The 23,499-nt window shown below is 37.9% G+C and carries 19 protein-coding genes and 1 pseudogene; 2 read left to right on the top strand and 18 right to left on the bottom strand.

All coding sequences use genetic code 11. From position 1 onward, the window contains the following. Positions 1–454: 454 nt before the first annotated feature. The 4 genes from ACE1OF_RS02660 to ACE1OF_RS02645 all read right to left on the bottom strand — a co-directional run bounded on the left by ACE1OF_RS02660 (position 455) and on the right by ACE1OF_RS02645 (position 4,412). On the bottom strand, positions 455–1,846 hold the full coding sequence (locus ACE1OF_RS02660; protein WP_448892533.1) for a TRAP transporter large permease: 1,392 nt from the start codon (positions 1,844–1,846) through the stop codon (positions 455–457). A gap of 3 nt (positions 1,847–1,849) precedes the next feature. Further along, a complete protein-coding gene (locus tag ACE1OF_RS02655) occupies positions 1,850–2,365 on the bottom strand; it encodes a TRAP transporter small permease (RefSeq protein WP_448892531.1) in 516 nt (171 codons plus the stop codon). A 64-nt stretch (positions 2,366–2,429) separates the two neighbouring features. Then, positions 2,430–3,356, bottom strand: a complete 927-nt coding sequence (locus ACE1OF_RS02650) for a TRAP transporter substrate-binding protein (RefSeq protein ID WP_448892529.1) — start codon at positions 3,354–3,356, stop codon at positions 2,430–2,432. A 264-nt stretch (positions 3,357–3,620) separates the two neighbouring features. Next, positions 3,621–4,412 carry an enoyl-CoA hydratase/isomerase family protein gene (locus ACE1OF_RS02645; RefSeq protein ID WP_448892527.1) on the bottom strand — a complete coding sequence of 264 codons (792 nt, stop codon included), beginning with the start codon at positions 4,410–4,412 and terminating at the stop codon, positions 3,621–3,623. A gap of 109 nt (positions 4,413–4,521) precedes the next feature. Here ACE1OF_RS02645 and ACE1OF_RS02640 point away from each other — a divergent pair, with 109 nt between their 5' ends. Continuing rightward, complete coding sequence (locus ACE1OF_RS02640) at positions 4,522–5,637, top strand: patatin-like phospholipase family protein (protein WP_448892526.1); 1,116 nt, start codon at positions 4,522–4,524, stop codon at positions 5,635–5,637. Positions 5,638–5,770: 133 nt separating this feature from the next. On the opposite strand, the gene ACE1OF_RS02635 is transcribed toward ACE1OF_RS02640, so the two are convergent. Next, positions 5,771–6,898, bottom strand: coding sequence for a zinc-binding dehydrogenase (locus ACE1OF_RS02635; protein WP_448892525.1), 1,128 nt, complete (start codon positions 6,896–6,898; stop codon positions 5,771–5,773). Between the two features lie 98 nt (positions 6,899–6,996). Then, a pseudogene (locus ACE1OF_RS02630) lies at positions 6,997–7,203 on the bottom strand (glutathione S-transferase family protein); the annotation flags it as partial. A 220-nt stretch (positions 7,204–7,423) separates the two neighbouring features. Here ACE1OF_RS02630 and ACE1OF_RS02625 point away from each other — a divergent pair. Beyond that, positions 7,424–8,335 carry a LysR family transcriptional regulator gene (locus ACE1OF_RS02625; protein ID WP_448892524.1) on the top strand — a complete coding sequence of 304 codons (912 nt, stop codon included), beginning with the start codon at positions 7,424–7,426 and terminating at the stop codon, positions 8,333–8,335. A 154-nt stretch (positions 8,336–8,489) separates the two neighbouring features. Here the strand turns inward: ACE1OF_RS02625 and ACE1OF_RS02620 are convergent, their stop codons facing one another. The 12 genes from ACE1OF_RS02620 to ACE1OF_RS02565 all read right to left on the bottom strand — a co-directional run bounded on the left by ACE1OF_RS02620 (position 8,490) and on the right by ACE1OF_RS02565 (position 23,495). Beyond that, positions 8,490–9,284, bottom strand: a complete 795-nt coding sequence (locus tag ACE1OF_RS02620; RefSeq protein ID WP_448892523.1) for an IclR family transcriptional regulator — start codon at positions 9,282–9,284, stop codon at positions 8,490–8,492. 124 nt (positions 9,285–9,408) lie between these two features. Next, positions 9,409–10,638, bottom strand: a complete 1,230-nt coding sequence (locus ACE1OF_RS02615) for a 3-oxoadipyl-CoA thiolase (protein ID WP_448892522.1) — start codon at positions 10,636–10,638, stop codon at positions 9,409–9,411. A 3-nt stretch (positions 10,639–10,641) separates the two neighbouring features. Next, positions 10,642–12,300, bottom strand: coding sequence for a 3-hydroxyacyl-CoA dehydrogenase (locus ACE1OF_RS02610; protein WP_448892521.1), 1,659 nt, complete (start codon positions 12,298–12,300; stop codon positions 10,642–10,644). Between the two features lie 13 nt (positions 12,301–12,313). After that, positions 12,314–13,966, bottom strand: coding sequence for an electron transfer flavoprotein-ubiquinone oxidoreductase (locus tag ACE1OF_RS02605; RefSeq protein ID WP_448892519.1), 1,653 nt, complete (start codon positions 13,964–13,966; stop codon positions 12,314–12,316). 93 nt (positions 13,967–14,059) lie between these two features. Further along, positions 14,060–14,989 (bottom strand): electron transfer flavoprotein subunit alpha/FixB family protein, encoded by a 930-nt coding sequence (locus tag ACE1OF_RS02600; RefSeq protein ID WP_448892517.1) that lies wholly within the window; start codon positions 14,987–14,989, stop codon positions 14,060–14,062. Beyond that, positions 14,986–15,738, bottom strand: coding sequence for an electron transfer flavoprotein subunit beta/FixA family protein (locus tag ACE1OF_RS02595; RefSeq protein ID WP_448892516.1), 753 nt, complete (start codon positions 15,736–15,738; stop codon positions 14,986–14,988). The genes ACE1OF_RS02600 and ACE1OF_RS02595 overlap by 4 nt, the downstream gene beginning before the upstream one ends. 43 nt (positions 15,739–15,781) lie before the next feature. Further along, complete coding sequence (locus ACE1OF_RS02590; RefSeq protein WP_448892515.1) at positions 15,782–16,918, bottom strand: acyl-CoA dehydrogenase family protein; 1,137 nt, start codon at positions 16,916–16,918, stop codon at positions 15,782–15,784. 12 nt (positions 16,919–16,930) lie between these two features. After that, positions 16,931–18,124, bottom strand: coding sequence for an acyl-CoA dehydrogenase family protein (locus tag ACE1OF_RS02585; protein WP_448892513.1), 1,194 nt, complete (start codon positions 18,122–18,124; stop codon positions 16,931–16,933). Positions 18,125–18,231: 107 nt separating this feature from the next. Further along, complete coding sequence (locus ACE1OF_RS02580; RefSeq protein ID WP_448892511.1) at positions 18,232–19,479, bottom strand: acyl-CoA dehydrogenase family protein; 1,248 nt, start codon at positions 19,477–19,479, stop codon at positions 18,232–18,234. 80 nt (positions 19,480–19,559) lie between these two features. After that, positions 19,560–20,537, bottom strand: coding sequence for an NADPH:quinone oxidoreductase family protein (locus ACE1OF_RS02575; protein WP_448892510.1), 978 nt, complete (start codon positions 20,535–20,537; stop codon positions 19,560–19,562). Between the two features lie 36 nt (positions 20,538–20,573). Then, positions 20,574–21,635 (bottom strand): alcohol dehydrogenase, encoded by a 1,062-nt coding sequence (locus tag ACE1OF_RS02570; protein ID WP_448892509.1) that lies wholly within the window; start codon positions 21,633–21,635, stop codon positions 20,574–20,576. 57 nt (positions 21,636–21,692) lie between these two features. Further along, on the bottom strand, positions 21,693–23,495 hold the full coding sequence (locus ACE1OF_RS02565) for an acyl-CoA dehydrogenase (RefSeq protein ID WP_448892508.1): 1,803 nt from the start codon (positions 23,493–23,495) through the stop codon (positions 21,693–21,695). Between the last annotated feature and the right edge of the window lie 4 nt (positions 23,496–23,499).

The following is a 23,499-nucleotide window of genomic DNA, read 5'->3' as shown; positions in this document are numbered from 1 at the left end:
ATACGTGTAGATATAAAATAACTACACGTATTTACTTCTTCTAATGTCACCTCATTTCATTCTATCTGGCCACTTCTTTATGTGGATTTATGTGGAATATTATTAACTGAACACTATTTCGTACTAGGTTAATAAGATCACTGAAGAAGTTAAAAGACAATGGATCTTCGACACTACACCTCTAAGATAACAGTATTAATGAACTCCTGAATAAACTACTTACCCACAAAAGAGGAAGCAATTATACCAATTTCACTAAATTATTACCCACTTGTGCTGGTTAAAATACTCCATGGCGGCGTTGCTCTCAATCCCAATAGCTTGCTATTACTCTATCGAGCGCCTTGCCCTGGTTTATTTTTCCTACGCACAATAAGATCACAAACTTAATAAAACTGGTATTATGCTTCATCATACTTTTTCTAAAATACTTCCAAATAGAGTTTTTACTATTCTAGCCGTCCATCATACTTGGTAACCAAGTAGCAATCGGTGGATAAAGTATCACTAATAGAAGGGTAAACAATAATATTACAATGGGTAACATGGCTCCTCGAATGACCGTCGCTAAAGGAATGTTGCCTATATGAGATACCACATATAATACGCCACCTAGTGGCGGAGTTATTAAAGCTAAATTAACATTGATTAAAATAATAACGGCAAACCAAATGTTATCCCACTGCATATAGGCAATTAATGGCAATAACAGAGGAATAGCCAAGTACATCAGTGCTAATACCTCCATAAACATACCTAAAATAAATAAAGCAATATTAATCACTAACATTAATAAGCCAGGCGATAAGTCCGCGTCAATAATCACGCTAAGAATGTCCTGTGGTACACGACCATAGATAATAGCATGCCCCAATATTGCACCACCAATAACGATAATTGCTATCATTGCTGATGTAGAAGTCGCTTCCATCAGAACATTAATTAAGCCTTTTATCGTTAAACTTTTATAAACAAAAAAACCGATTATCATGCAATAAACTACAGCGACAGCAGCAGCTTCAGTGGCCGTAAATACCCCTAAATAGATACCACCTAAAATGATAACTGGCGCCATTATTCCCCAAAAGGCTTCAATAAAAGCTTCACTGACAGAAATGTTTTTAGTAGAAGTTTCTAAATCGGTGATCCCTTGAGCAATACTTTGCGTTTCTGAGTCAAACGAATGTTCGTCACTTTCCGCTAAAGAATTATTAACTGTTTTTCCAACTCCAATGGGTTTATTTAGCTCTCTTCGCACAAAAAAAGATAATACTATTGAATATAATGAAATTAACAATATGCCAGGTACAATACCTGCCATAAATAGTTTCCCAATCGACTCATCAGTTAAATAACCATAAACAATCATGACGATACTTGGAGGAATGACACTACCGAGAGAACCTCCAGCAGTAATAGCTGATGAAATTAAACGATCCGAATATCCCGCACGTCGTAATTCAGGAATAGCGATTAACCCCATCGTTGAGGCTGACACAAAACTAGAACCTGTCATTGCTGAAAATACACCACTACTTGCAATAGTTGCTACACCTAGACCCGAACGAGATCCCCCTAACAATGTTTTAGCCGCATCAAATAAGCGCTTGCCCATTCCTGTAGCAGAAATTAACTGCGCAGCTAATATGAATAAAGGAATCGCGATTAAAATACTTGAGTCCATCGAAATGTAAGCTTTATCAATGCTCGTTGTTAATGCTAAATCAAAATTGGTCAACATCGTCATTAACCCTAACGCCAGCAACCCCAAACCGAAACCCACAGGCAAACCACTTAGCAAAACAAAGAAAAATGCTATTACAAAGCCTATTACATATAACGTCATGAATTATTCCTTATTAGTTTGCGTAGCAGAAAACAATTGATTAAAAAATTGCAAAGCAAGTAGAAAACCACCAATGGGTACTAACAGCTGAGGAATCCATATAGGGATACTCAATAATCCAGTACTGACATCTTTTATTTCATGAGAAAAAGCAACCATTTTTATCCCTTCATAAATGAAAGTAATGGAATACAAAAGCCCTAATAAATTAGCGAAAAAGGTTATTTTTTTACGATTATTAACATTGAGTTTATCAACCAAAAAAGTAATAGAGAAATGCCCCCCTTTACGCAGAGCATAAGCCGCAGCCAAAAAACCTATTGCCATAAAAAGATAAGTACTCACTTCTTGTATCCATGGTGTTTGGTAACTAAAAAAATAACGAAGCAGTACTGAAGCCGTTACGCAAAATGCCAGTAAAAATAAACAAACAGCAGCAATACCACCGCCAATATCGCATAACATATCTATCCATCGTAGTAGAAAAAAACGTGATGAAGGTAGTGCACTATTTTTCATTTTTAATCCTCAAAAAAATTTAAAGTTCTGCTTAAAATCTTATAACAAGCAGTATATTTGAACGTTATCTCTCTATATTTAGTTCAAGCAAACGCTTTGCATCTTCACCGTAGGTATTAGCCCATTCTCTCCAGAACACCTGACTCATTTTTTTTAATTCACCTCGTTGTTGTTCAGGAAAATCAGTGACAATAGCCCCTGACCTTTTTAAAACAGAAGTAAATTTATTTTCCCAAGCAATAGCTGATTTTATCGATTTTTCAGATTGTTGCTGTCCTGTTGATAACATAAATTCTTGGATATCGACTGGTAGTTTTTGCCACTTATCCAAGTTCATAGCTACCATAATCGTTGGATAGCTCATATTTATTTTGGTTACATAAGGAGACACTTCAAAAGACTTTTGGAAGTAGCCAGAAACCGTTGAGTTTAAACTAGCATCTGCAACTCCCCGCTTTAAAGCCATATATTGTTCTGTCTGTGGAATTGATGTATCAGGAGAAGCGCCTATACCTGCCAAAATTTTTGTTAACATTGGGCTTGTCGACAATATTCTTAAATCAACAAAGTCATTAATTGATTCTAGGCTTTTTTTCGCACTAAACATTTGCACACCATCAGTAAAACTTGTGTAGATCAGTTTCAAATGTTTCTCAGCTAATGCCTTATCAATAATTTCTAAGGACTCCCCTTGATAAGCCTGAGCAGCATGGGTGACATTATCATAAGCAAACGGTAAATAAACGCCTTGTAGCATTGGTATTAAAGCCATCATACGAGGCTGCAAAATAACACCCAAATCAACTAAACCTTTTGCTACTGCTATATGCATTTCTTTCGGTCCATAGAGTTGGCCGGCAGGATATTCAACTATAGTAAGGCGACCTTTAAATTTTTCATTTATTTGAGAAACCCAGCTAGTACGAGCCTCAGCTATGTAGTGCTTATCTGGCCCCCAAGACGCAAAAGTGAGAGTAATAGGTTCAGCCATTATTTTGGCAGAATAACAGCTAACAACTAAAAATATTGAACATATAAATCGAATAAATGGAATCACTTTATTTCCCTAAAACAATAAAAACACAAAACATAGGTTCGCGATGCGAAATTAAGTACCACAATAAAACAAGTGAATCTATAAATCAAGAGGGTTTTACTATCAATAAGAATGAAAGAAACTGGTTAAGACACTACATTAGTCAACCACTTGAAAATAAGAGATATAACTGCAATCTAGAAGATGTTGTTGGAATAGCTATTTTCCAATAAAGTTTGCTTTACGCTTTTCAAAAAAGGCTTGAACCCCTACTTGATGGTCACTGCTTTTTTTAACTATATTTTGGTACTTAGCTTCAATATTCATAACCTCTTCATAGCTAATAGCTGCTGACTCACGTAATAATTGCTTAGAGAACTTCAAACTTAACGGCGCTTGCTCAGCCAATTTATTTGCCCAGTCAATGCTATAATCTAGCAGCTTTTCTTTTTCAACGACTTTATTCGTCACACCAAGAGATAAACATTCCTCAGCCGAAATACGCTCTGAAAAAGCGATCACTTCATAGGCTCTTTTTGAACCTAATAACGACAATAAAAATTTATGGCAACCACCATCAGGAATTAAACTAATCATGGCAAAGGGTGAATATAAAAAAGCATCATCAGCCATAACCATTAAATCACATGCCATAGCCAACGATGAACCAATACCCGCAGCAGCCCCATTGACAGCACTTATATAAGGTTTAGGCGCATTAAAAATCCCCTTAATAATAGGGTGATATTCATTATGCATAATCTCAGCAGTGAAATTATCAGCATCACGTCCTGCTAATTTTTCCGTTAAATCTGCTCCTGAACAAAAGCTTTTACCAGCACCTGAAATAACAACAACACGAATTCTTTCATCATTATTGGCTTTTTCAATGGCAGAAATTAATTCCTGCCTCAATTCCCTATTAAGAGAGTTACGAGATTGTGGCCGGTTTAATGTAATAAAGCCTAAATCATTCTTTCGTTGATAAGTTAATACGTTATACCCGCTCATAAAAAACCTACTGCAAAATAAAATACCATATTACAAAACACAATTTCACAATGCAATACATCTTTGGTACATTTATGAGAAACTAGTGGTTCGGTTTATATGTCACTTAATGCAAGTTATAGAATACCTTCGCGTTAAAAACCATAACAATGATAGAGGTAAAAATATAAATATGATGTTGGAAATATATGCGGGAGAAAGCGCTTTTAAAACTATTCAAGAACATGGTTTTAAACAAGAGCTATTTACAAATTTTTTAGGGGCGAGTGGTGGGCCTAAATGGTTTATATTATATGCATTAGATAAGTATTTTTTTGGTGAGTTTTTTAAAGAAAGAACTACGCCCCTTAACATCATAGGCTCAAGTATTGGTGCATTTAGAGCTGCGTGCTTTAGCCAAAAACAACCAATACAAGCAATTGAATTACTTGCTAAGCATTATTCAGAAACCACTTATTCCGACAAACCAACCCCATCAGAGGTTTCAGCAAAGGTGAATAATCTAGTTGAGGCACTCTTTGATAATAATGCTTCTTTAGAAATAATTAACAACCCATTGTTTAGAGCACATTTTATCGTAACGAAAGTGCATGGTTTAAGCGCAAAGAAAAGCCAATTTCTACAAGCAATAGGCTTCTTATATAATTACCTTCTTAATCGGCTAAACCGCAAATATTTAGATATTAACAATGAACGATACATTTTTCATCATCCACAAAGCAGCTTAGATTTAACTGATCAATTTCAAATTACAACCCACAAAATCCCCCTAAATATAAGGAATATTAAGCAAGCTTTATTAGCTTCGGCTTCTATACCGATAGTTATGGAACGTATTAATAATATTGCAGGATCTCCTATTGGCACCTATCGAGATGGTGGTATTGTAGATTATCATTTTGATTTTATGCCAAAAGGAGAAGGGTTAACGCTTTATCCTCATTTTAATTCTACTCCAAAGGCCGGTTGGTTTGATAAAAATTTAAATCGTTCCGTATCAGCAAAAAATTATGATAAAACGGTATTAATTTGCCCTTCACAAAAGTTTATCAATACGCTATCTCAACAAAAAATTCCTGATAGGTCTGATTTTAAAACGATGTCATCATCTCACAGAATTAAATTTTGGAAGGAGGTACTCGATAAAACAACAATACTTAAAGATGAGTTCAAACATTTTTTAAATAGTAGCGATATGAGTAGAATAAGAAAATTAAACTTCTAAAGTCATAATATAATTAACGTCGAACCATAACGTTAGTACAAGTATTGTTAGTTGTTTTCTATTTAAGATCAAGTAAATAAAAACCAGATAACAAGAACCGTTATCTGGTTTTACCCAAATAATTGAGAAACAATTACCTTTGGGGTGTAATCAGGTATTTCTCACCTGTAGCTTGTTTAGAATAAGCAGCTATTGATTGTAGTTGCAATGCCTCTACCAATGACACTTCATGTGTGTAGCGACTAGAAAATGTTGTGGTAATTTCATCAACAACACGCTTACGCATCGACATTACAGTTTCAGTACCTAGCTTACCGAGAGCATTAAATAATAAAAATCCATTTACTCCCCAAGCAAAACCAAAGTTACGATTAAGCGTAATAGGACCTGGGTTTAATGCACCATAAATGTAAACTTGTTTGAAAGTGTCTGAGCCATAAACGCTATGTTCTTTCATATTGCGAGCTGCAGCAAATTCCATACATTTAAGAATGTCACTTGATAGCTTACCGCCCCCGATTGGATCAAACGCAATAGTTGCACCCGTTTCGATAATCGCCGCGGTTAATTCAGTAAGAAATTCATCACTACTTGAGTTAACAACATATTTTGCGCCCATATCACGTAACAGCGATTTTTGTTCTTCTTTACGGACTATGTTAATTAAATCGATACCATCGGCAATACAAATACGGTTTAACATTTGACCGAGATTAGATGCAGCAGCTGCATGGATAATAGCTTTATGACCTTCAGCACGCATTGTTTCAACCATAGCTAATGCTGTTAGCGGGTTAACAAAAGAAGATGCGCCTTCTTTAGCCGATGTACCTGCTTTTAATTCTAAGCAGCTTTGCACATTGGCACATTTATATTGACTATAAGTTCCACCACCAATCACAGCAACAGTTTTACCCATTAACGCTTGTGCCGCAGCCGATGAACCCGTTGCGACAACAGTTCCTGCACCTTCATTGCCAACAGGAAACGCTTTACCAATACGAGTTTTAACTGCTGACATAAAATGAGCAGGAACATCAGCCGTTATAACAGGGCTTTGCTCTGTACCTGATTGTTTTGCTGTTAGCATATCAGCAACGCTGAACATAACTGCTAGGTCAGACGGATTTAGAGGAGCAGCTTCAATTCGAATAACAACTTCATCGGCACAAGGTTGTGGCATTTCGAATTCTTGTAAAGCGAGTGTTAATTTATTATCTTCGCTAATTGTTGAAATAAGTTGGATATTCGTATCTGTCATAGGGGTTTGTTCCTGTACATAATAAAAATTGTTGAACCAATAACTTTGTTCTATTGGCTAAACTTCAGTCAGAATAATGATTTTAATGTTGGTTCTTACTATCCAGCGTTTGCGGCTTGAACTTGAGCCTTTACCTTTTCGCTAAACTCGGGCATGTTTGCTAAACAATCTACCTCCACATTTTTGGTAATGACAGATTGACTCATGGAGTCATTTTTCTCTTCCATTCTGGGGACTTCTGCAAGTACATCCCAATCAAGTTGACTAGAGCTAAAAGAACTGACAATGGTGTTGACGTAATAAACCTAGATATCAGCCATCCATAATTAACGTAATAGATTATTTGAATAACCAAAAACCAAATGAAAGCCCCTGTATTCAAAGAAACTACAGAAGCAAGATTACAAAGAATGAATTATGACTTGTTTTAATTTGGTTATATATAAGGGAAAAGGCGAATTACAATTGCTTTTAAGACAATAATAAAGCTAAAATATTCAGGCATTTATTTAATGGGGAAGTTTGTTGGATCAACTACGTGCAATACGCTATTTCAGTAAAGTAGTCGAAACTGGCAGTTTTACCAAAGCTGCGAGTACCCTCAAGGTACCACCTTCATCGTTATCAAGGCGAGTTGCTGATCTAGAAAAGAGTTTAGGAGCAACCTTATTAAAACGTTCGACCCGAATAGTTAAACTAACGGAAGTGGGACAAATTTATTATAACGATGTACAACAAATATTGATTCAGCTAGAGAAAAGCAATGAAGCTGTGCGTAGTTATCAAACAACACCTATGGGACGTTTGAGTATAAGTTCAATGGTGGGCTTTGGTAACAAGATATTGCTTCCTTTGTTGGATGAATTCAGCGCGTTATATCCTGACATTGTATTAGATATCAGTTTAAGTGATGAGTTATCAACTCTCGGACGTGATGACGTCGATATTGCTATTCGAGGTGGTTACGCTCCAAATGAACGAGTGTTAGCGATAAGACTAATGGACAATGAATTTATACCTGTAGCTTCACCAGATTATATAGAGAAGCACGGAATCCCTAACAATGCGATAGAATTAAAGGAACATAATGGCCTTTATTTTAAAACGCCATCAGGGCCCACTCCTTGGCTATGCAATGTGAACGGTCAATGGCAGGATGTATCAGGACCAGCGGTAGCGATCGCAAATAATGGACCATGGTTGGCGAAAAAAGCTTGTAACGGAGAAGGTATTTTAATGTCAACTCGATGGGCGTTAGCTTCATATATAGAGTCTGGAAAGTTGCAAGAACTTAAGTTTGATCATCAGTTAGCTATAACTCAAAACTCTAATATGGCCGTTTACTTGTTATATCAAAAACAGCGCTACTTTGTACCAAAAGTAAAAGCCGTTGTGGACTTTTTAGTTAAAAGAATAAAAATAACAAATGGAAGTTAAAGTAGCTAATCAGAATATAACATGAACAGCCAGTAAGAGTAATTAACTACTACAAGCCATTCAATTCATTACTGCTGCTGTTCTAACGTGAGTATGCGCTATACGCGAAACCAATTTAACGCTCCCTTGTCTCTAACTTTTGCTTTCAAAGCAATTATACGCCTGTAGAAATAATATTTCTAGCAACATGCACCAACTGAGGGCCTAGAGACTCTATTGTCATTTCATCAGAAACCAAATGTTTCGGGCCACCAATATTAAGAGCCATAATACGACCATCTTGTAATTGTAATGGCACACCAACACTATTAATGGCTTTATCCCAATCACCAAGAGATGTACAGAAACCCAGCTCTTCGTATTCTGTTAAAGCATTTATAATCCCTTCCTCATACCTAGGCCATTTTTCACCTGCTCGCTTTTTCATCTCTTCCAACACTATTTCACGGTCATGTTCAGGTAAACCGACTAAGTATGCACGTCCTGCAGCTGAGGTTGCCAAAGGTAAACTTGAGCCTACTTCCATCCTAAGAGCTTGAGAATCATCTCCTCGACAATTCTCTACATAAAGCATAGATAAACGTTCTCGTATGGTTAACCCTACTGATAATTTGGTGCGTTCAGCTAAACTTTCCATCATTGGCTTTGCAACTCTTCTTACTTGTAAGTTAGAAGTATAAGCATAACCCAATGCTAGAACACCAGCGTCTAATTGATATTTTTCAAGCTGTGTGGAGTATGTTAAATACCCTAATTGTGTTAAGGTATAAGTCATTCTTGACACGGTTGGCTTAGGTAAACCTGTGATTTTTGCCAAGTCTTGATTACCTAATACACCACCCTGTCGACTAAATGCTCTTAAGACATCAAGCCCGCGCGCTAATGCTTCAATAAATTTACGATCTTTCTCTTCCTTTTTCTCTCTTGGTGCATCAAAAATATCAGTCATTTATAGTCATCTTTTAGTTATAAATAAAATTTCATTACCGTATTTGCCTATTGTACAACAAATTTCTTAATGAACAAAACCATAATCCGCCATTCGATTTTAAATTCCATTGGAATAAATAGTGCTAGCTTCTTTCGATAACAGCCGCAATACCTTGCCCTAAACCAATACATAAACTAACAACAGCATAACGGCCACCAGTATTTTCTAACTGTCTTAAAGCAGTTAATGCAAGCCGAGCGCCAGATGCCCCCAATGGATGGCCCATTGAAATTGCACCGCCATTTGGATTTACACGTTCATCATTATAACTAAGCTTTAGCTGTTTGAGACAACCTAATACTTGGGTAGCAAAAGCTTCGTTGATTTCTATAACATCCATATCTTGCAAAGCCAAATTTGCTCTAGATAATACTTTTTGGATAGCAACTACCGGGCCTAGTCCCATTAGACGAGGCTCTACACCAGCAACAGCTGCTGCAATTATCCTACCTCGAGGTTTTATGTTGTATGCTTCACCAACCTGCTTATTACCCATAAGTAATAAAGCAGAGGCATCATTAATGCCAGAAGCATTACCAGCAGTTACAACACCACCTTCAAATAAAGGCGACAACCTTGATAGCTTATCTAACGTTATCTGCGGCCTTGGGTGTTCATCTGCGTTAACCGTTTCTACGGGAGATTTTTTAGATTTTTTAGATTTTTTAGATTTTTTAGATTTTTTAATACTCATAGACATGATTTCATCGTTATAAAAACCAGCCGATAAAGCACGTTGATAGTTTTGTTGAGAGCGCAAAGCAAAGTCATCACTTTCATTACGACTAATATTAAGATTAACTGCAATATTATCAGCCGTTTGAGGCATAGTGTCGTCACCAAATACTTTCTCTATTTCTTTATTTGGAAATCGAGCACCAATAGTACTATCAAATACAATAACATTACGGGAAAAAGCCGTTTCATTTTTTGCCATCACGTAAGGCGCTCGGCTCATACTTTCAACACCACCAGCAATAAATAACTCCCCTTCCTGACAAGAGATAGCTCTAGATGCTTCAATGATAGCGGACAGCCCGCTACCACATAAACGATTTTGTGTTTGTCCTGCGACACTAACAGGTAATCCAGCAAGTAAAGCGCCATGTCGGGCAACGTTTCGGGCATCTTCACCCGCTTGATTAGTACAACCAATCACAACATCTTCAATTCGACTAATATCAACATTTGTTCTTTGTAATAAATGTTTGATATTTTCGGCTAATAAATCATCAGGGCGAATACTTGATAACACGCCCGCATGACATCCTATTGGTGTACGAATTCCATCATAAATATAAGCGTCTAACATTGTCTATAACTCCAAAGTAACTGAATTTTCAGCACTCTTATGTTGTGTGGTACCTGTTATTTTTGTCGGCAACATCAATAATGATTGTCCTAACTTTGAACGACGTTGCAACCATAAACTAGGACGATAACGAGGATCACCATAACGCTGTTGTAAAGAAGTAAGAATAGCTAAGATATTATCCGCTACAAGCGAATTCCCCCACGCTAAAGGTCCTTTGGGATAACCTAAACCTAGCACAACAGCACTATCAATATCATCCGGGCTCGCAATACCTAGCTGGGCAATTTCACAAGCGATATTAATAATTGCAGCTAATACTCGCTGCGAAATAAACCCAGGGCTATCATTAATCACGGCCACTTGATTTTTTGTTTGCTGATTACTACCTTCAGCCAACAAAGCTTTAGCAAAGTCTCTATAAATGGGGTGAGTAACAGGCGTTAACATCATTACTCTCATCTTAGCTAACCCTAAAAATGTATCGACAGCCACCGTATGTTCTGGATTCAAACTTTGTTTTAAAGCCGTATGAGTAGCATCGTCACCTAAAGGAGTCACTAAACAAAGTGCATTCTCTGATGGGCGGTCACTTGTTTCAATAGTAATAGTATTTTTTTCTAAAACTGATAACAAAGCAGAATAACCTTGGGGTAGCTCAGGACTAATCCAAACAGTCATTTTCTTATAGTTATCAAGGCTTATGTTGTTATCTACACTCTTTTCTACTTCATGTTGATGTTCAGCAGGCTCGCTATAATCATAAAATCCTCGACCTGTTTTCCTACCATATAAACCAGCTTTCATTCTCTGAGCTGTGATTGGGCTCGGACAATAACGTGGATCTTGATAAAACTGATGATAAATTGACTCGGTTACCGTATGCGAAACATCTAACCCTGTCAGGTCAAATAAAGTAAAAGGTCCCATTTTAAAACCACATTGTTGTTGAAGGATTTGGTCAATCGTTTGGGGATCAGCAACGCCTTCGGCGAGTATTTTTAAAGCTTCAGTACCATACCCTCGACCAGCATGATTAACTAAGAAACCGGGCATATCAGTCACTTCGACAGGGCGATGACCAACTTGATTAGAGAAATCAACGAGTTTAGCGCAGACTTTTTTATCTGTTAATTGTCCTGAAATGACCTCTACCACTTTCATCAAAGGCACAGGATTAAAAAAGTGTAAACCTGCTACTCGTTCAGGTAGTCGACATTTAGCTGCAATTTCAGTAACGGATAAAGATGAGGTATTTGTCGCTAATATGCATTGCTCGTTAATAACTTGCTCTAAACGATCAAACAAGGTTTGCTTGGCACCAATGTTTTCAACAATAGCTTCAACAACAATATCACAATCACTAAACGTCGTTAAATCGTCTAAATTAGCCAAGGTTAAATTTAGCTTTGCTTGCGCTAATATTTGTGGTGCTAATCGACCTTTTTCAACAGCTCTAGCAAGCATATTCATAACAAAACTAGCTGCTTCATCATACATTTGTTTGTTAGCATCAGATAGCACAACTTTAAAGCCAGCGGCTAGGGCAATTTGAACAATGCCACGCCCCATTGCTCCAGCACCGATCACACCAATTACTTGAACCTTTTCATTTGCATTTTTGTCGATGACACTCTCAGTATTTATTGTGTTATTTTTCATGAAATTATTCTCACTACATATTAGGGTAGTTCGGGCCACCAGCACCTTCAGGTACTACCCAAGTAATATTTTGCATCGGGTCTTTAATGTCACAGGTTTTACAATGTAAACAGTTTTGCCCATTAATTTGCAATTGCGGTTGGCCGTCTGTTTTAACGACTTCGTACACACCAGCAGGACAATAACGCTGTGCTGGCTCATCAAATTTAGCCAAATTGATGTCGATAGGAATGCTTTTATCTTTTAACTTTAAATGACAAAGCTGGTCTTCTTCATGATTGGTATTAGAGATAAACACTGATGACAATTTATCAAAACTTAAAACACCATCTGGCTTAGGGTATGAAATAGGCTGGCAATCACTAGCAAGTTTAAGTTGTTCATGATCAGCATGATTATCTCTAATGGTAAAAGGCAATTTACCAGAGAAAATATTTTGATCGATAAAGTTAAACGCACCACCTACCATTAAACCAAATTTGTGTAACGCAGGCCCAAAACTTCTACTACGATATAACTCATCGTATAACCACGAAGATTTAAAACGACCATCAAAATCGACCAATTCCTCGCCCTCAACATGACTGTCATCATTGAGTGCGGCAAATACTGATTCGGCCGCTAACATACCTGACTTCATAGCCGTGTGACTGCCTTTGATTTTAGCAAAATTTAATGTACCTGCATTACAACCAATGATCATACCACCAGCAAAAGTCATTTTAGGTAAGGCATTTAAACCACCTTTAGTGATCGCACGAGCGCCATAAGAAACGCGCTTTCCTCCCTGTAAAACCTTGGCAATTGTTGGGTGATGCTTTAAACGTTGAAATTCATCAAATGGACTCATATATGGATTGCTATAGTTTAAATCGACAATTAAACCGACTACAACTTGGTTATTCTCAGTATGATAAAGAAAAAAGCCACCGCTACTGCCTTTCACTAATGGCCATCCAGAGCCATGAACCACTAGCCCTTCTTGGTGATTTTCTGGTGCCACATCCCATAACTCTTTAATACCTAGGCCGTAATGCTGAGCATCAGTATCCTTAGCTAAATTGAATTTTTGTTGTAATTCTTTTCCTAAACTGCCTCGACATCCTTCTGCAAACAGGGTGTATTTTGCGCGTAGTTCCATACCAGGCATATAACTATCTTTTTGTTCACCTGTTTCACTAACACCCATATCACCAGTTATAACCCCTTTAACACAACCATCAGCATCATAAATAATTTCAGAGGCGGAAAAACCCGGAAAAATTTCAACACCCATGTCTTCTGCTTGCACGGCTAACCAGCGACAAAAATTCCCTAAACTGGCAATGTAATTACCTTGGTTGTGCATCGTTTTTGGCACAACAAAATTAGGCATTTTTATCGCGCGTGTCTCTGAGGTAAATAAATAAACCTCATCTTCAGTGACAGGTGTATTTAGAGGGGCATTTCGTTCTTGCCAATCAGGAAATAATTCATTCAATGCTGTGGGTTCAATTATTGCCCCAGACAAAATATGCGCACCAACTTCAGAACCTTTGTCAATGACACAAACATTCAAATCTTGTTGATTAGCGTTAGCTTGCTGCATTAATTTAATAGATGCTGATAAACCAGCAGGTCCAGCACCTACAATAACAACATCAAACTCCATAAATTCTCTTTCCATCTTATAACCCCCATAAGAGTAGGTTTGAAAAAGACACCATTTCAGCATCTTTTTCATTTCTCAAATCACAAATTAGCCAAGCACAATTTTCTATTAACTCAGTGCTGCTTCAAACTCAGGCAGTACATCAAATAAATCTGCAACCAAGCCATAATCAGCCACTTGGAATATAGGAGCATCTTCATCTTTGTTAATAGCAACAATAACTTTTGAATCCTTCATACCCGCTAAATGTTGAATAGCGCCACTAATGCCTACCGCAATGTATAAGTCTGGCGCGACAATTTTACCTGTTTGACCCACTTGCATATCATTAGGAACAAAGCCTGCATCAACTGCAGCACGTGATGCACCGATAGCAGCACCAAGCTTGTCTGCAATCCCCTCAAGTAATTTGAAATTATCGCCATTTTGCATGCCTCGTCCACCTGAAATAATCACGCTTGCAGCGCCTAAATCAGGACGTTCAGATTCAGTTAATTGATCACTAACATGACTTGATATGCCTGCATCTGTAACAAAATCTAAAGTAACAATTTCAGCATTACCGTCTGTTGCAACGGCATCAAAACCAGTTGCCCGCACGGTGATCACTTTTTTACTATCTAAACTTTGTACTGTTGCAATAGCATTACCAGCATAGATTGGTCGAATAAAAGTATCGCTTGATTCCACACCAATAATGTCAGATATTTGTGCTACATCTAACAAAGCAGCAACACGAGGCATAAAGTTTTTACCAGTACTTAATGCGGTAGCCATAATATGCTCATAATCACTAGCTAGTTCACTAACAAGTAAACAGATATTTTCAGCTAATTGATGCTCATAAACTGGGTTATCAGCAACTAATACTTTGCCTATGCCATTTATTTTAACCGCAGCGTCAATGACACTTTGGCAATTAAACCCCGCCACTAAAAGTGTGATATCACCTCCAATAGCTTGCGCAGCCGCAACTGTTTTTAAGGTTTCAGTTTTTAAGGTACTGTTATCGTGTTCAGCAAATACTAAAATACTCATGAGATCACCTTCGCTTCATTTCTTAGTTTTTGAACGAGTTCATCAACTGTTTCTACTACTATGCCAGCTTGACGCTCAGCAGGTGCTGTTACTTTTAGTAATTTTGTCCGAGCACTTAAATCTACCCCTAAATCAGCTGCAGCTTTTATAGCCAAAGGTTTCCGTTTAGCTTTCATTATATTTGGCAATGAAGCATAACGAGGTTCGTTCAACCGTAAGTCAGTGGTAATAATGGCGGGTAGTGTTAATTTGAGTGTTTGCAAACCACCATCTATTTCACGCGTAATATTGACGTTACCATCTTCTATTTCAAGTTTCGAAGCAAAGGTACCCTGTGCAAAACCATTCAACGCAGCTAACATTTGTCCTGTTTGGTTATTATCTTCATCAATGGCTTGCTTACCCATTAAAATCAAGCTTGGTTGCTCTTCTTTAATGACTTTAGTAAGTAGCTTTGCAATAGATAAAGGTTCTAAAACCTCTTCCGTATCAACCTGAATAGCTCTATCTGCGCCCAATGCTAAAGCAGTACGCAATTGCTCTTGACAAGCTTTATCACCAATAGAGACAACAACAACTTCAGAGGCAATACCTTTTTCTTTTAAACGCACCGCCTCTTCAACTGCTATTTCACAAAAAGGGTTAATAGCCATTTTCACATTGGCTAAATCTACATTACTGTTATCAGGTTTGACTCGAACTTTTACATTGAAATCTATCACCCGTTTAATCGTTACAAGTATTTTCATGGTTTGCTCTTCATTCTATGGGTATGTTATTAGTTACAGGAAATTATGCTATTTGCTGTTGCTTAACTAAGTTATCTAAATGCTCATCATGTGAACCAAACATAGTGTTGATCATTGTAATACGTTTGAAGAAATGACCAACATCTAGCTCATCAGTAACCCCCATACCGCCGTGAAGCTGTACGGCAGCCTGACCAACTAACCTACCCGCTGTGCCAATTTTAATTTTTAATAACGAAGCTGCTTTATCAGCATCATCGTCAGAGCTAATAGCAATAGCACCGTAATACAGCATTGATTTACTTTGCTCACACTCCATAAACATATCTGCCATACGATGCTGTAATACTTGAAAGTTACCAATAGGCTGATCAAACTGTTTACGCACTTTACAGTACTCAACAGTCGCATTAAGCATTTTTTCCATCACTCCCACTGCTTCAGCTGAAACAGCTACAATCGCATCATTGAGAACTTTTTTTACATTATCAAAGGCTGTATCTACTTCACCAAGCACATTTTCAAATGAAACAAAAGCATTCTCAAAAGCAACATCACCTGCCTGATTACCATCGTTTGTTACATAAGAATTTAACGTCACGCCTGCTTGTTGGGGGTCAATAATAAATAGTGATAAGCCATGTTTATCAGATGATTTTCCTGAAGTTCTAGCCAATACAACAATTTTATCTGCACAACTTGCCCCTAAAACTACAGATTTATGACCATGTAATAAATAGCCACCTTCAGTTTTATTAGCGGTTGTGGTGATGGTGGTAAGATCATTTTGCGAACTAGCTTCTTGAGCGGCTAGTGCTAATTTTAAGTCACCAGCAATTAAGGCTTCAAGTAATGTAGTCTTTTGTACTTCACTACCATGACGTTGAATTATATTGCCACCTAGAACAACACTCGCTATGTAAGGTTCAGTGATCAAGCCTTTACCTAGCTCAGTTTGTAACACCATTAAGTCAAGAGCATTACCATCTAAACCGCCATAAGTTTCTGAAAATGGTAGTGCGAGCCAACCTAACTCGGCAAATAAAGACCAGTTATTGGGATTAAAGCCAAGTTCACTTTGAGCAAAACGTTGACGGGTTTCAAAGTCATAATCATTTTGTATAAATTTTGCTGCGCTATCTTGCAGCATTTGTTGAATATCATTTAATGAAAAATCCACGGTAAGCTCCTCCTAAAGTCCAAGTACATGTTTGGCTATAATATTTTTCTGTATTTCGTTTGTACCACCATAAATTGTCACTTTACGGTTATTGTAATAATGCGGTGCGGTATTAGCAGCAAAGAATGGTCCTATTGGCTCTACGGTTGCGTCATCATACTGCTGAGGAAGAAATGGCAAGGCATATATACCAGCCATTTCAACGTATAATTCATCTAAGGCTTGCTGAACTTCAGTGCCTTTGATTTTTAAAATAGATGATTCAGGTCCCGGTGCTTTACCCGTTGATACAGAAGACAATACACGTAATTCAGTATATTCAAGCGCTTTAAGCTCAACTTCCGTAGCTAAAACTCTGGCCATAAAGACATTATTCTTTCTTAAGTCAGCCATACCATCAGGTGGTGTTTCTAACATTTCGTATATGCTACTCAAACGCTGTTTAGAAGAAGCTACACCAGCAATATTAGTTCGCTCGTGAGTTAATAAAACTTTAGCGTAAGTCCAACCTTTCCCCTCCTCACCAATTAAATTATGTGCAGGAACACGTACATCCTCAAAAAACACCTCATTGACTTCTCGGCGTCCATCTAAGGTAATAATAGGTTTTACCGTAACACCAGGAGTGTGCATATCAATAAGTAGAAAACTAATCCCTTCTTGCTTTTTACCAGTATCTTGCGTTCTAACAAGGCAGAAAATCCAATCAGCATAATGACCTAACGTAGTCCAAGTTTTTACGCCATTAACAATATAATCTTCACCATCACGTACTGCTTTAGTTTTAATACCTGCCAAATCTGAGCCAGCATTAGGCTCAGAATAGCCCTGACACCACCAAACCTTACTTGACAAAATATCAGGTAAAAAACGCTCTTGCTGTTCTTTGTTACCAAAACTATAAATTACTGGCGCAACCATAGATAAACCAAAGGGTACTATTCGCGGTGCTTTAGCTTTGGCTGATTCATTATAGAAAATATATTTTTGTGTAGCACTCCAACCTGTACCACCATGTTCAACAGGCCAGTTAGTACCTGCCCAACCTTTCGTTGCTAAAGCTTGTTGATAAAGTATCTGCTCTTCTTTTGACAGACGTAAGCCATTATCAATTGCAAGCTTGACTTGTTCTGGCAATTCATTTTGAAAAAAATCTCTTACTTCAAGACGAAAGTTTTTCTCTGATTCTGTAAAATCTATATTCATATTGTTTACCATAAATAAAGTGAAATTGTATTACAACTAATTTCAGTATACAGTTTCACTGTGCGAAATCAAGTGTTAATTTAATGAAATTTAAGTTCGTTTTATTTTTACCGCTGATTTGAGTAAAAAATCAATGTTTGGGCTGGATTTTTTTTACTCTTGTTAATTTCCATACGAGAAATCTTACGTATGTGCACTTCATCTGGGCCATCTGCATATCGTAAGGAACGCCCTTGAGTCCACATATCAGGTAAAGGCGTATCTGGGCTTATTCCCATTGCGCCAAAGGTTTGCATAGCTCTATCAACAACCGTTGTTTGCAAGGTGGGGATCAGTGCTTTAATAAGAGAAATATCATCTGCTGCAGCTTTAGCACCCACTTTATCTATTTTCCATGCTGCACGTAGTACCAATAAACGTGCTTGTTCTATTTCTATACGTGAGCGTCCTATCCAATCTGATACCGCACCATGGTCATACAAATAACGACCAAAGGTTTTACGCTCTTGTGCGCGTTCAACCATCATTTGTAGTGCTAATTCAGCTTGCCCAATTGAACGCATACAATGATGAATTCTTCCAGGGCCTAATCGGGCTTGTGACATAGTAAAACCACCGCCCAATTCTCCAAGTAAGTTACTTACAGGTACACGAACATTTTTAAACGTTATTTCGCAATGCCCGTGTGGGTTAATGTGATTCATGATGCTAATATTACGTTCTACACAAACCCCTTCAGCATCTTTAGGGATCAGCACCATACTTTGCTGTAGATGACGATCTTCATTATCTGGGTCTGTTTTGCCCATCAAAATAAACAATTTACAGTTTGGGTGACTAGCATTTGAAATAAACCATTTACGGCCATTAATAACATAATCATCGCCATCTCGTTGAATAATCGTTTGGATATTTGTCGCGTCAGATGAAGGTACATCTGGCTCTGTCATTGCGAAAGCAGAACGAATTTCTCCCGCCATTAAGGGTTCAAGCCATTGTTTTTTCTGTTCTGGCGTTGCAAACATGTGCAGCAATTCCATATTACCAGTATCAGGTGCATTACAATTAAACACTTCAGACACCCAAGGCACTTTCCCCATTATTTCGGCTAGCGGCGCATATTCTAAATTAGATAAACGCGTGCCTTGCTCACCCTCTTTTAATCCCGGTAAGAATAAATTCCATAAACCTTCGCTACGCGCCAATGCTTTTAAATCTTCCATAAAAGAAACAGGATACTGTCCTGACTTTACTTCATCTTTGTATTGCTGCAGACGAGGCAATATATGTTGCTGCATAAAATTATCTAACTGCTGTCTTAATTTTTGTGTTTTTTCACTGTATTCAAAATCCATGAGCTTCTCACTTATTTATATAACTATTAGCATGGGCATTTAGGTTGCTTCATCATGAGGGGAAACTAAGCACCCTCAACCTAAGGCGTAAGTATTACTTTCCCCATCACTTGACGATTTGCTACTGCTTTTAATGCTTGTGCTGTTTGGGCGAGTGGGTAACATTTATCAATGATTAAGCTAACTTTCTCTTGCTGATACCAATTAAATAACTCTTGCATATTGTCGGCATAACCTTTTTTATCTCGTCTGGTGTAAGCACCAAAAAATACGCCAACAACAGAGAACTCTTTAACTAACGTTAAATTCACCGGTAGTTTAGGAATAGTGCCACTGGCAAAACCAACAACAAGCAATCGACCTTCCGCTTTCATACAACGAGCACAAGCATCAAAAAACTCGCCACCAACAGGGTCATAAACAACATCAACGCCTTTACCATTGGTTAAACGTTTGATCTCACTTTTAAGGTCATTTTCCGTATAATTAATTAATTCATCTGCCCCATTGGCACGAGCAAGTTCCAATTTATCTTCACTTGAACAAGCAGCAATAACATGAGCCCCCATCGCCTTGCCTATCTGTACTGCGGCAATGCCCGTACCGCCAGCAGCACCTAAAACAAGCAATGTTTCACCGGCCTTTAACTGACCTCGCTGTTTAAGAGCATGATGCGCTGTGCCATGTGCTAAAACCAAACTTGCGGCGGCTTCATAAGAAATAAAATCAGGCATTGGCATCACTTTCTCGGCTGGGCAAGTGATTTTCTGTGCATAAGCGCCATAAGTGCTACTTAAACCGATCACTTTATCGCCAACCTTGTAGCCTCTAACTTCATCACCAACTTGCTCAACTACGCCTGAAAATTCAGAACCAGGAATAAAAGGTAAATCAGGTTTTGCTTGGTATAGTCCTTGTACTAACAAGGCATCAGGAAAGTTTACTCCAGCAGCATGAACAACAATTTTTAATTCATTTTCAGCTAACATTGGCTCAGGAACTTCTTCAAAGCTCAGAGCCTCAATAGGCGCAAAGGCTTTACAAACAATAGCTTTCATTTTCAATCCTCTATTTATTTTTTTATTTATTAAACCTTAATGGTTATTCTCTGGGGTCAAAACTACGCGACCAACAACACTACCTTGCTGTAAATCTTCTAAGGTTTGATGTGCACACGATAATGATCGCTCTGTAATTTTAATTGGATTTATTTTGCCTGCATGTACTAATTCCATCATTTCTTTCATATCTTGAGTACTACCAACAAAAGAGCCAGCAATCGTAATAGCTTTAAGTGGTAGAATAGGTATTGATAAAGGTAACGCGCCACCAAAGAGCCCGACGACGAGCAAAGTACTACCTTTATTAAGCATTTGAATACCAAAGCCAGCCGAACGATCTGAGCCAACAAAATCAATCGCTGCCGCTACACCACCTCGCGTACTTTTCATTAAGGCATAAACCGCTTCTTTGTCAGTAGGATCAATAACTGAATCTGCACCTTCTTGTAGTGCTTGTTCACGTTTAGCTTTGTCAATATCGGAGACAATAATTTTACAATCGAGCAACGCTTTAGCCATTGATAAACCCGACAGGCCAACCCCCCCGGCACCAATAATAAGTAACTCACGCCCTTGAACTTGTTGTTTGACTTGGTTCACCGCACTATAAGCTGTGACACCAGAGCATGCATAAGTACAAGCCAAGCTTGCTGGTAAATCACCTAAATCATATAGATAACGCCCTGAAGGTACGATTACATATTCACTAAAACCACCATCAACTGCTACCCCTAGAGTACGTGGTCGATTACATAAATGCTCTTGCCCTTTTTCACAAATCGCACATTGACCACAACCTATCCATGGATAAACAACATAATTCTGCCCCACAGTTGCATTAGATGCTGTATCTCCCATTGCAACCACTTCGCCAGCTATTTCATGACCTAAGGTGAAAGGTAATTTATGGTTACCTTTTAAATCTACTTTGTTGCCACCACCCAAATCAAAATGACCTTCCCATACATGAACGTCACTGTGGCAAACGCCACATGCTTTGACTTTAATTAGCACTTCATCACCCTTAGGCTCTGGGCGATCATATTGGTTACAAACTAATGCATTACCATAATCTTCAAATTGTTGGCTTTTCAAAATTTTTCTCCGATTTAAAATATTTAGTTTATTCGTGATATTGCTATCTAATTGATATCAAAACCAGTTAGCATCCATATCAACACACGTTTGATCATTTTTATCTAATATATGACAGTCTACCGCTGCTTTTGGAAGCTCATAGTTAAGAAAATACTGCGCTGCATGTTTTTTACCTAAGTAAAAATCACGCTCTGTATCTGAAGCTGTTTTTAGTTTTTCATTAGCCACTAATGCTTGTTTAACCCAAAGCCATGCCACTACGGTATGACCAAATGAATGTAAATAAAGTACCGAATTTGATAGGGTTTTCTCGACACTTTCTTGTTTAGCTACCGCGATAAGTGCATGAGTTGTCTGCTTTAAACACCGCCAACCATCATGCAATGCTTGTCCTAGCTGTTTGGTGTCAGCTATTGCTAATGAGTGCTCAATAGTCTGTTCCACTTGGCTTGACAAATAATTAAATGCCTCACCATTATTCATCATAATTTTTCGACCAAGTAAATCTAGAGACTGAATGCCTTCAGTACCTTCATGAATAGGGTTTAATCGGTTATCACGATATAAACGTTCTAAAGGATATTCGCGAGTATAACCATAGCCACCATGCACTTGAATAGCGATTGAATTAGCTTCTAGGCAATACTTTGATGGCCATGATTTAAGAATAGGTGTTAATATGTCTAGTAATAATGCAGATTTTTCTCGCGCTTGAGCGTCAGTACACCATGTCTTTTTATCAACTAATTGAGCGCCATAAAAAGATAAACACATACCTCCTTCAACAAAAGACTTAGCCTTTAACAACATACGCTTAACATCAGCATGTTGGATTATGCTTTGCTGAGGGCCATCTGGAACTCTATGTTTAGCATCACGACCTTGAGCTCTATCTCGAGCATAGTTAACTGCTTTTAAGTAAGCTGTATATCCAAGCGATACGGCTCCAATACCAACACCTATTCGTGCTTCGTTCATCATTTGAAACATATACTGCAAACCTTTTTGTGGTTCGCCAATTAAGAAAGCTTTTGCCCCCGTTTTTTCACCAAAACTGAGCATGGTTGATGTTGTGCCGCGATAACCCATTTTATGAATCAATCCTGCTAAGTTAACGTCGTTACGTTCTCCTAGTGTGCCATCATCATTAACCAAAAATTTAGGAACTATGAAGAGTGATAATCCTTTAATACCTTTAGGTGCTCCTTTAATACGAGCTAAAACTAAATGCACTATATTTTCACTCAAATCATGGTCGCCAGCTGAAATGAATATTTTATTACCACTGAGTAAATAATTTCCATCAACTTGTTTGACCGCACTACTTTGAATATCAGCTAAAGAAGAGCCAGCCTGTGGTTCAGTAAGCGCCATAGTCCCCATATATGTACCATCAAGTAACTTAGGTAAATAGAGATTTTTAAGTTTATCGTTAGCAAAATTTTTAATAACATTAGCATTGGCATGACTTAAAGAGGAATATGCATACGTGGCAATATTTGCTGCGCTTAATAATGCTTTACACGCGACTGAAATTGAAAAAGGCAATTGCATACCGCCTAGCTCATAACTTTGTGTCGCGGCGCCGAATCCAGCAGCATAATATTGACCTAACGCTTGATGAACTTCATCAGCAATCTTAACCTCTTGGTTAAGCATCTGCGGCTCATTCTCATCAACCAATGAGGCGTGAGGTTCAAAATAATCAACACCTAAATTGTGAGCAAGGTCTATTGTGGCACTAAACGTTTCTTTTGAATGGTCACAAAAATGCTCAAGGTGCGTTAACCTTTCTGTTTCAAACACATCAAAAAGTAAAAAATCAATATCTGTACGGTTAATTAAAGATGAACTCATCTGT

The organism is Colwellia sp. E150_009 (assembly GCF_053543955.1).
The sequence above is the reverse complement of the archived record's forward strand: the minus strand, read 5'-3'. Positions and strand labels throughout refer to the sequence as shown.

Coding starts and splice junctions, on each gene's coding strand:
- ACE1OF_RS02595 (WP_448892516.1), bottom strand. CDS start 15,738: ATGAAAATACTTGTAACGATTAAACGGGTGATAGATTTCAATGTAAAA.
- ACE1OF_RS02635 (WP_448892525.1), bottom strand. CDS start 6,898: ATGACAGATACGAATATCCAACTTATTTCAACAATTAGCGAAGATAAT.
- ACE1OF_RS02655 (WP_448892531.1), bottom strand. CDS start 2,365: ATGAAAAATAGTGCACTACCTTCATCACGTTTTTTTCTACTACGATGG.
- ACE1OF_RS02605 (WP_448892519.1), bottom strand. CDS start 13,966: ATGGAAAGAGAATTTATGGAGTTTGATGTTGTTATTGTAGGTGCTGGA.
- ACE1OF_RS02620 (WP_448892523.1), bottom strand. CDS start 9,284: ATGACTGATATTTTTGATGCACCAAGAGAGAAAAAGGAAGAGAAAGAT.
- ACE1OF_RS02565 (WP_448892508.1), bottom strand. CDS start 23,495: ATGAGTTCATCTTTAATTAACCGTACAGATATTGATTTTTTACTTTTT.
- ACE1OF_RS02650 (WP_448892529.1), bottom strand. CDS start 3,356: ATGGCTGAACCTATTACTCTCACTTTTGCGTCTTGGGGGCCAGATAAG.
- ACE1OF_RS02610 (WP_448892521.1), bottom strand. CDS start 12,300: ATGAAAAATAACACAATAAATACTGAGAGTGTCATCGACAAAAATGCA.
- ACE1OF_RS02615 (WP_448892522.1), bottom strand. CDS start 10,638: ATGTTAGACGCTTATATTTATGATGGAATTCGTACACCAATAGGATGT.
- ACE1OF_RS02660 (WP_448892533.1), bottom strand. CDS start 1,846: ATGACGTTATATGTAATAGGCTTTGTAATAGCATTTTTCTTTGTTTTG.
- ACE1OF_RS02575 (WP_448892510.1), bottom strand. CDS start 20,537: ATGAAAGCTATTGTTTGTAAAGCCTTTGCGCCTATTGAGGCTCTGAGC.
- ACE1OF_RS02645 (WP_448892527.1), bottom strand. CDS start 4,412: ATGAGCGGGTATAACGTATTAACTTATCAACGAAAGAATGATTTAGGC.
- ACE1OF_RS02600 (WP_448892517.1), bottom strand. CDS start 14,989: ATGAGTATTTTAGTATTTGCTGAACACGATAACAGTACCTTAAAAACT.
- ACE1OF_RS02640 (WP_448892526.1), top strand. CDS start 4,522: ATGCAAGTTATAGAATACCTTCGCGTTAAAAACCATAACAATGATAGA.
- ACE1OF_RS02585 (WP_448892513.1), bottom strand. CDS start 18,124: ATGAATATAGATTTTACAGAATCAGAGAAAAACTTTCGTCTTGAAGTA.
- ACE1OF_RS02580 (WP_448892511.1), bottom strand. CDS start 19,479: ATGGATTTTGAATACAGTGAAAAAACACAAAAATTAAGACAGCAGTTA.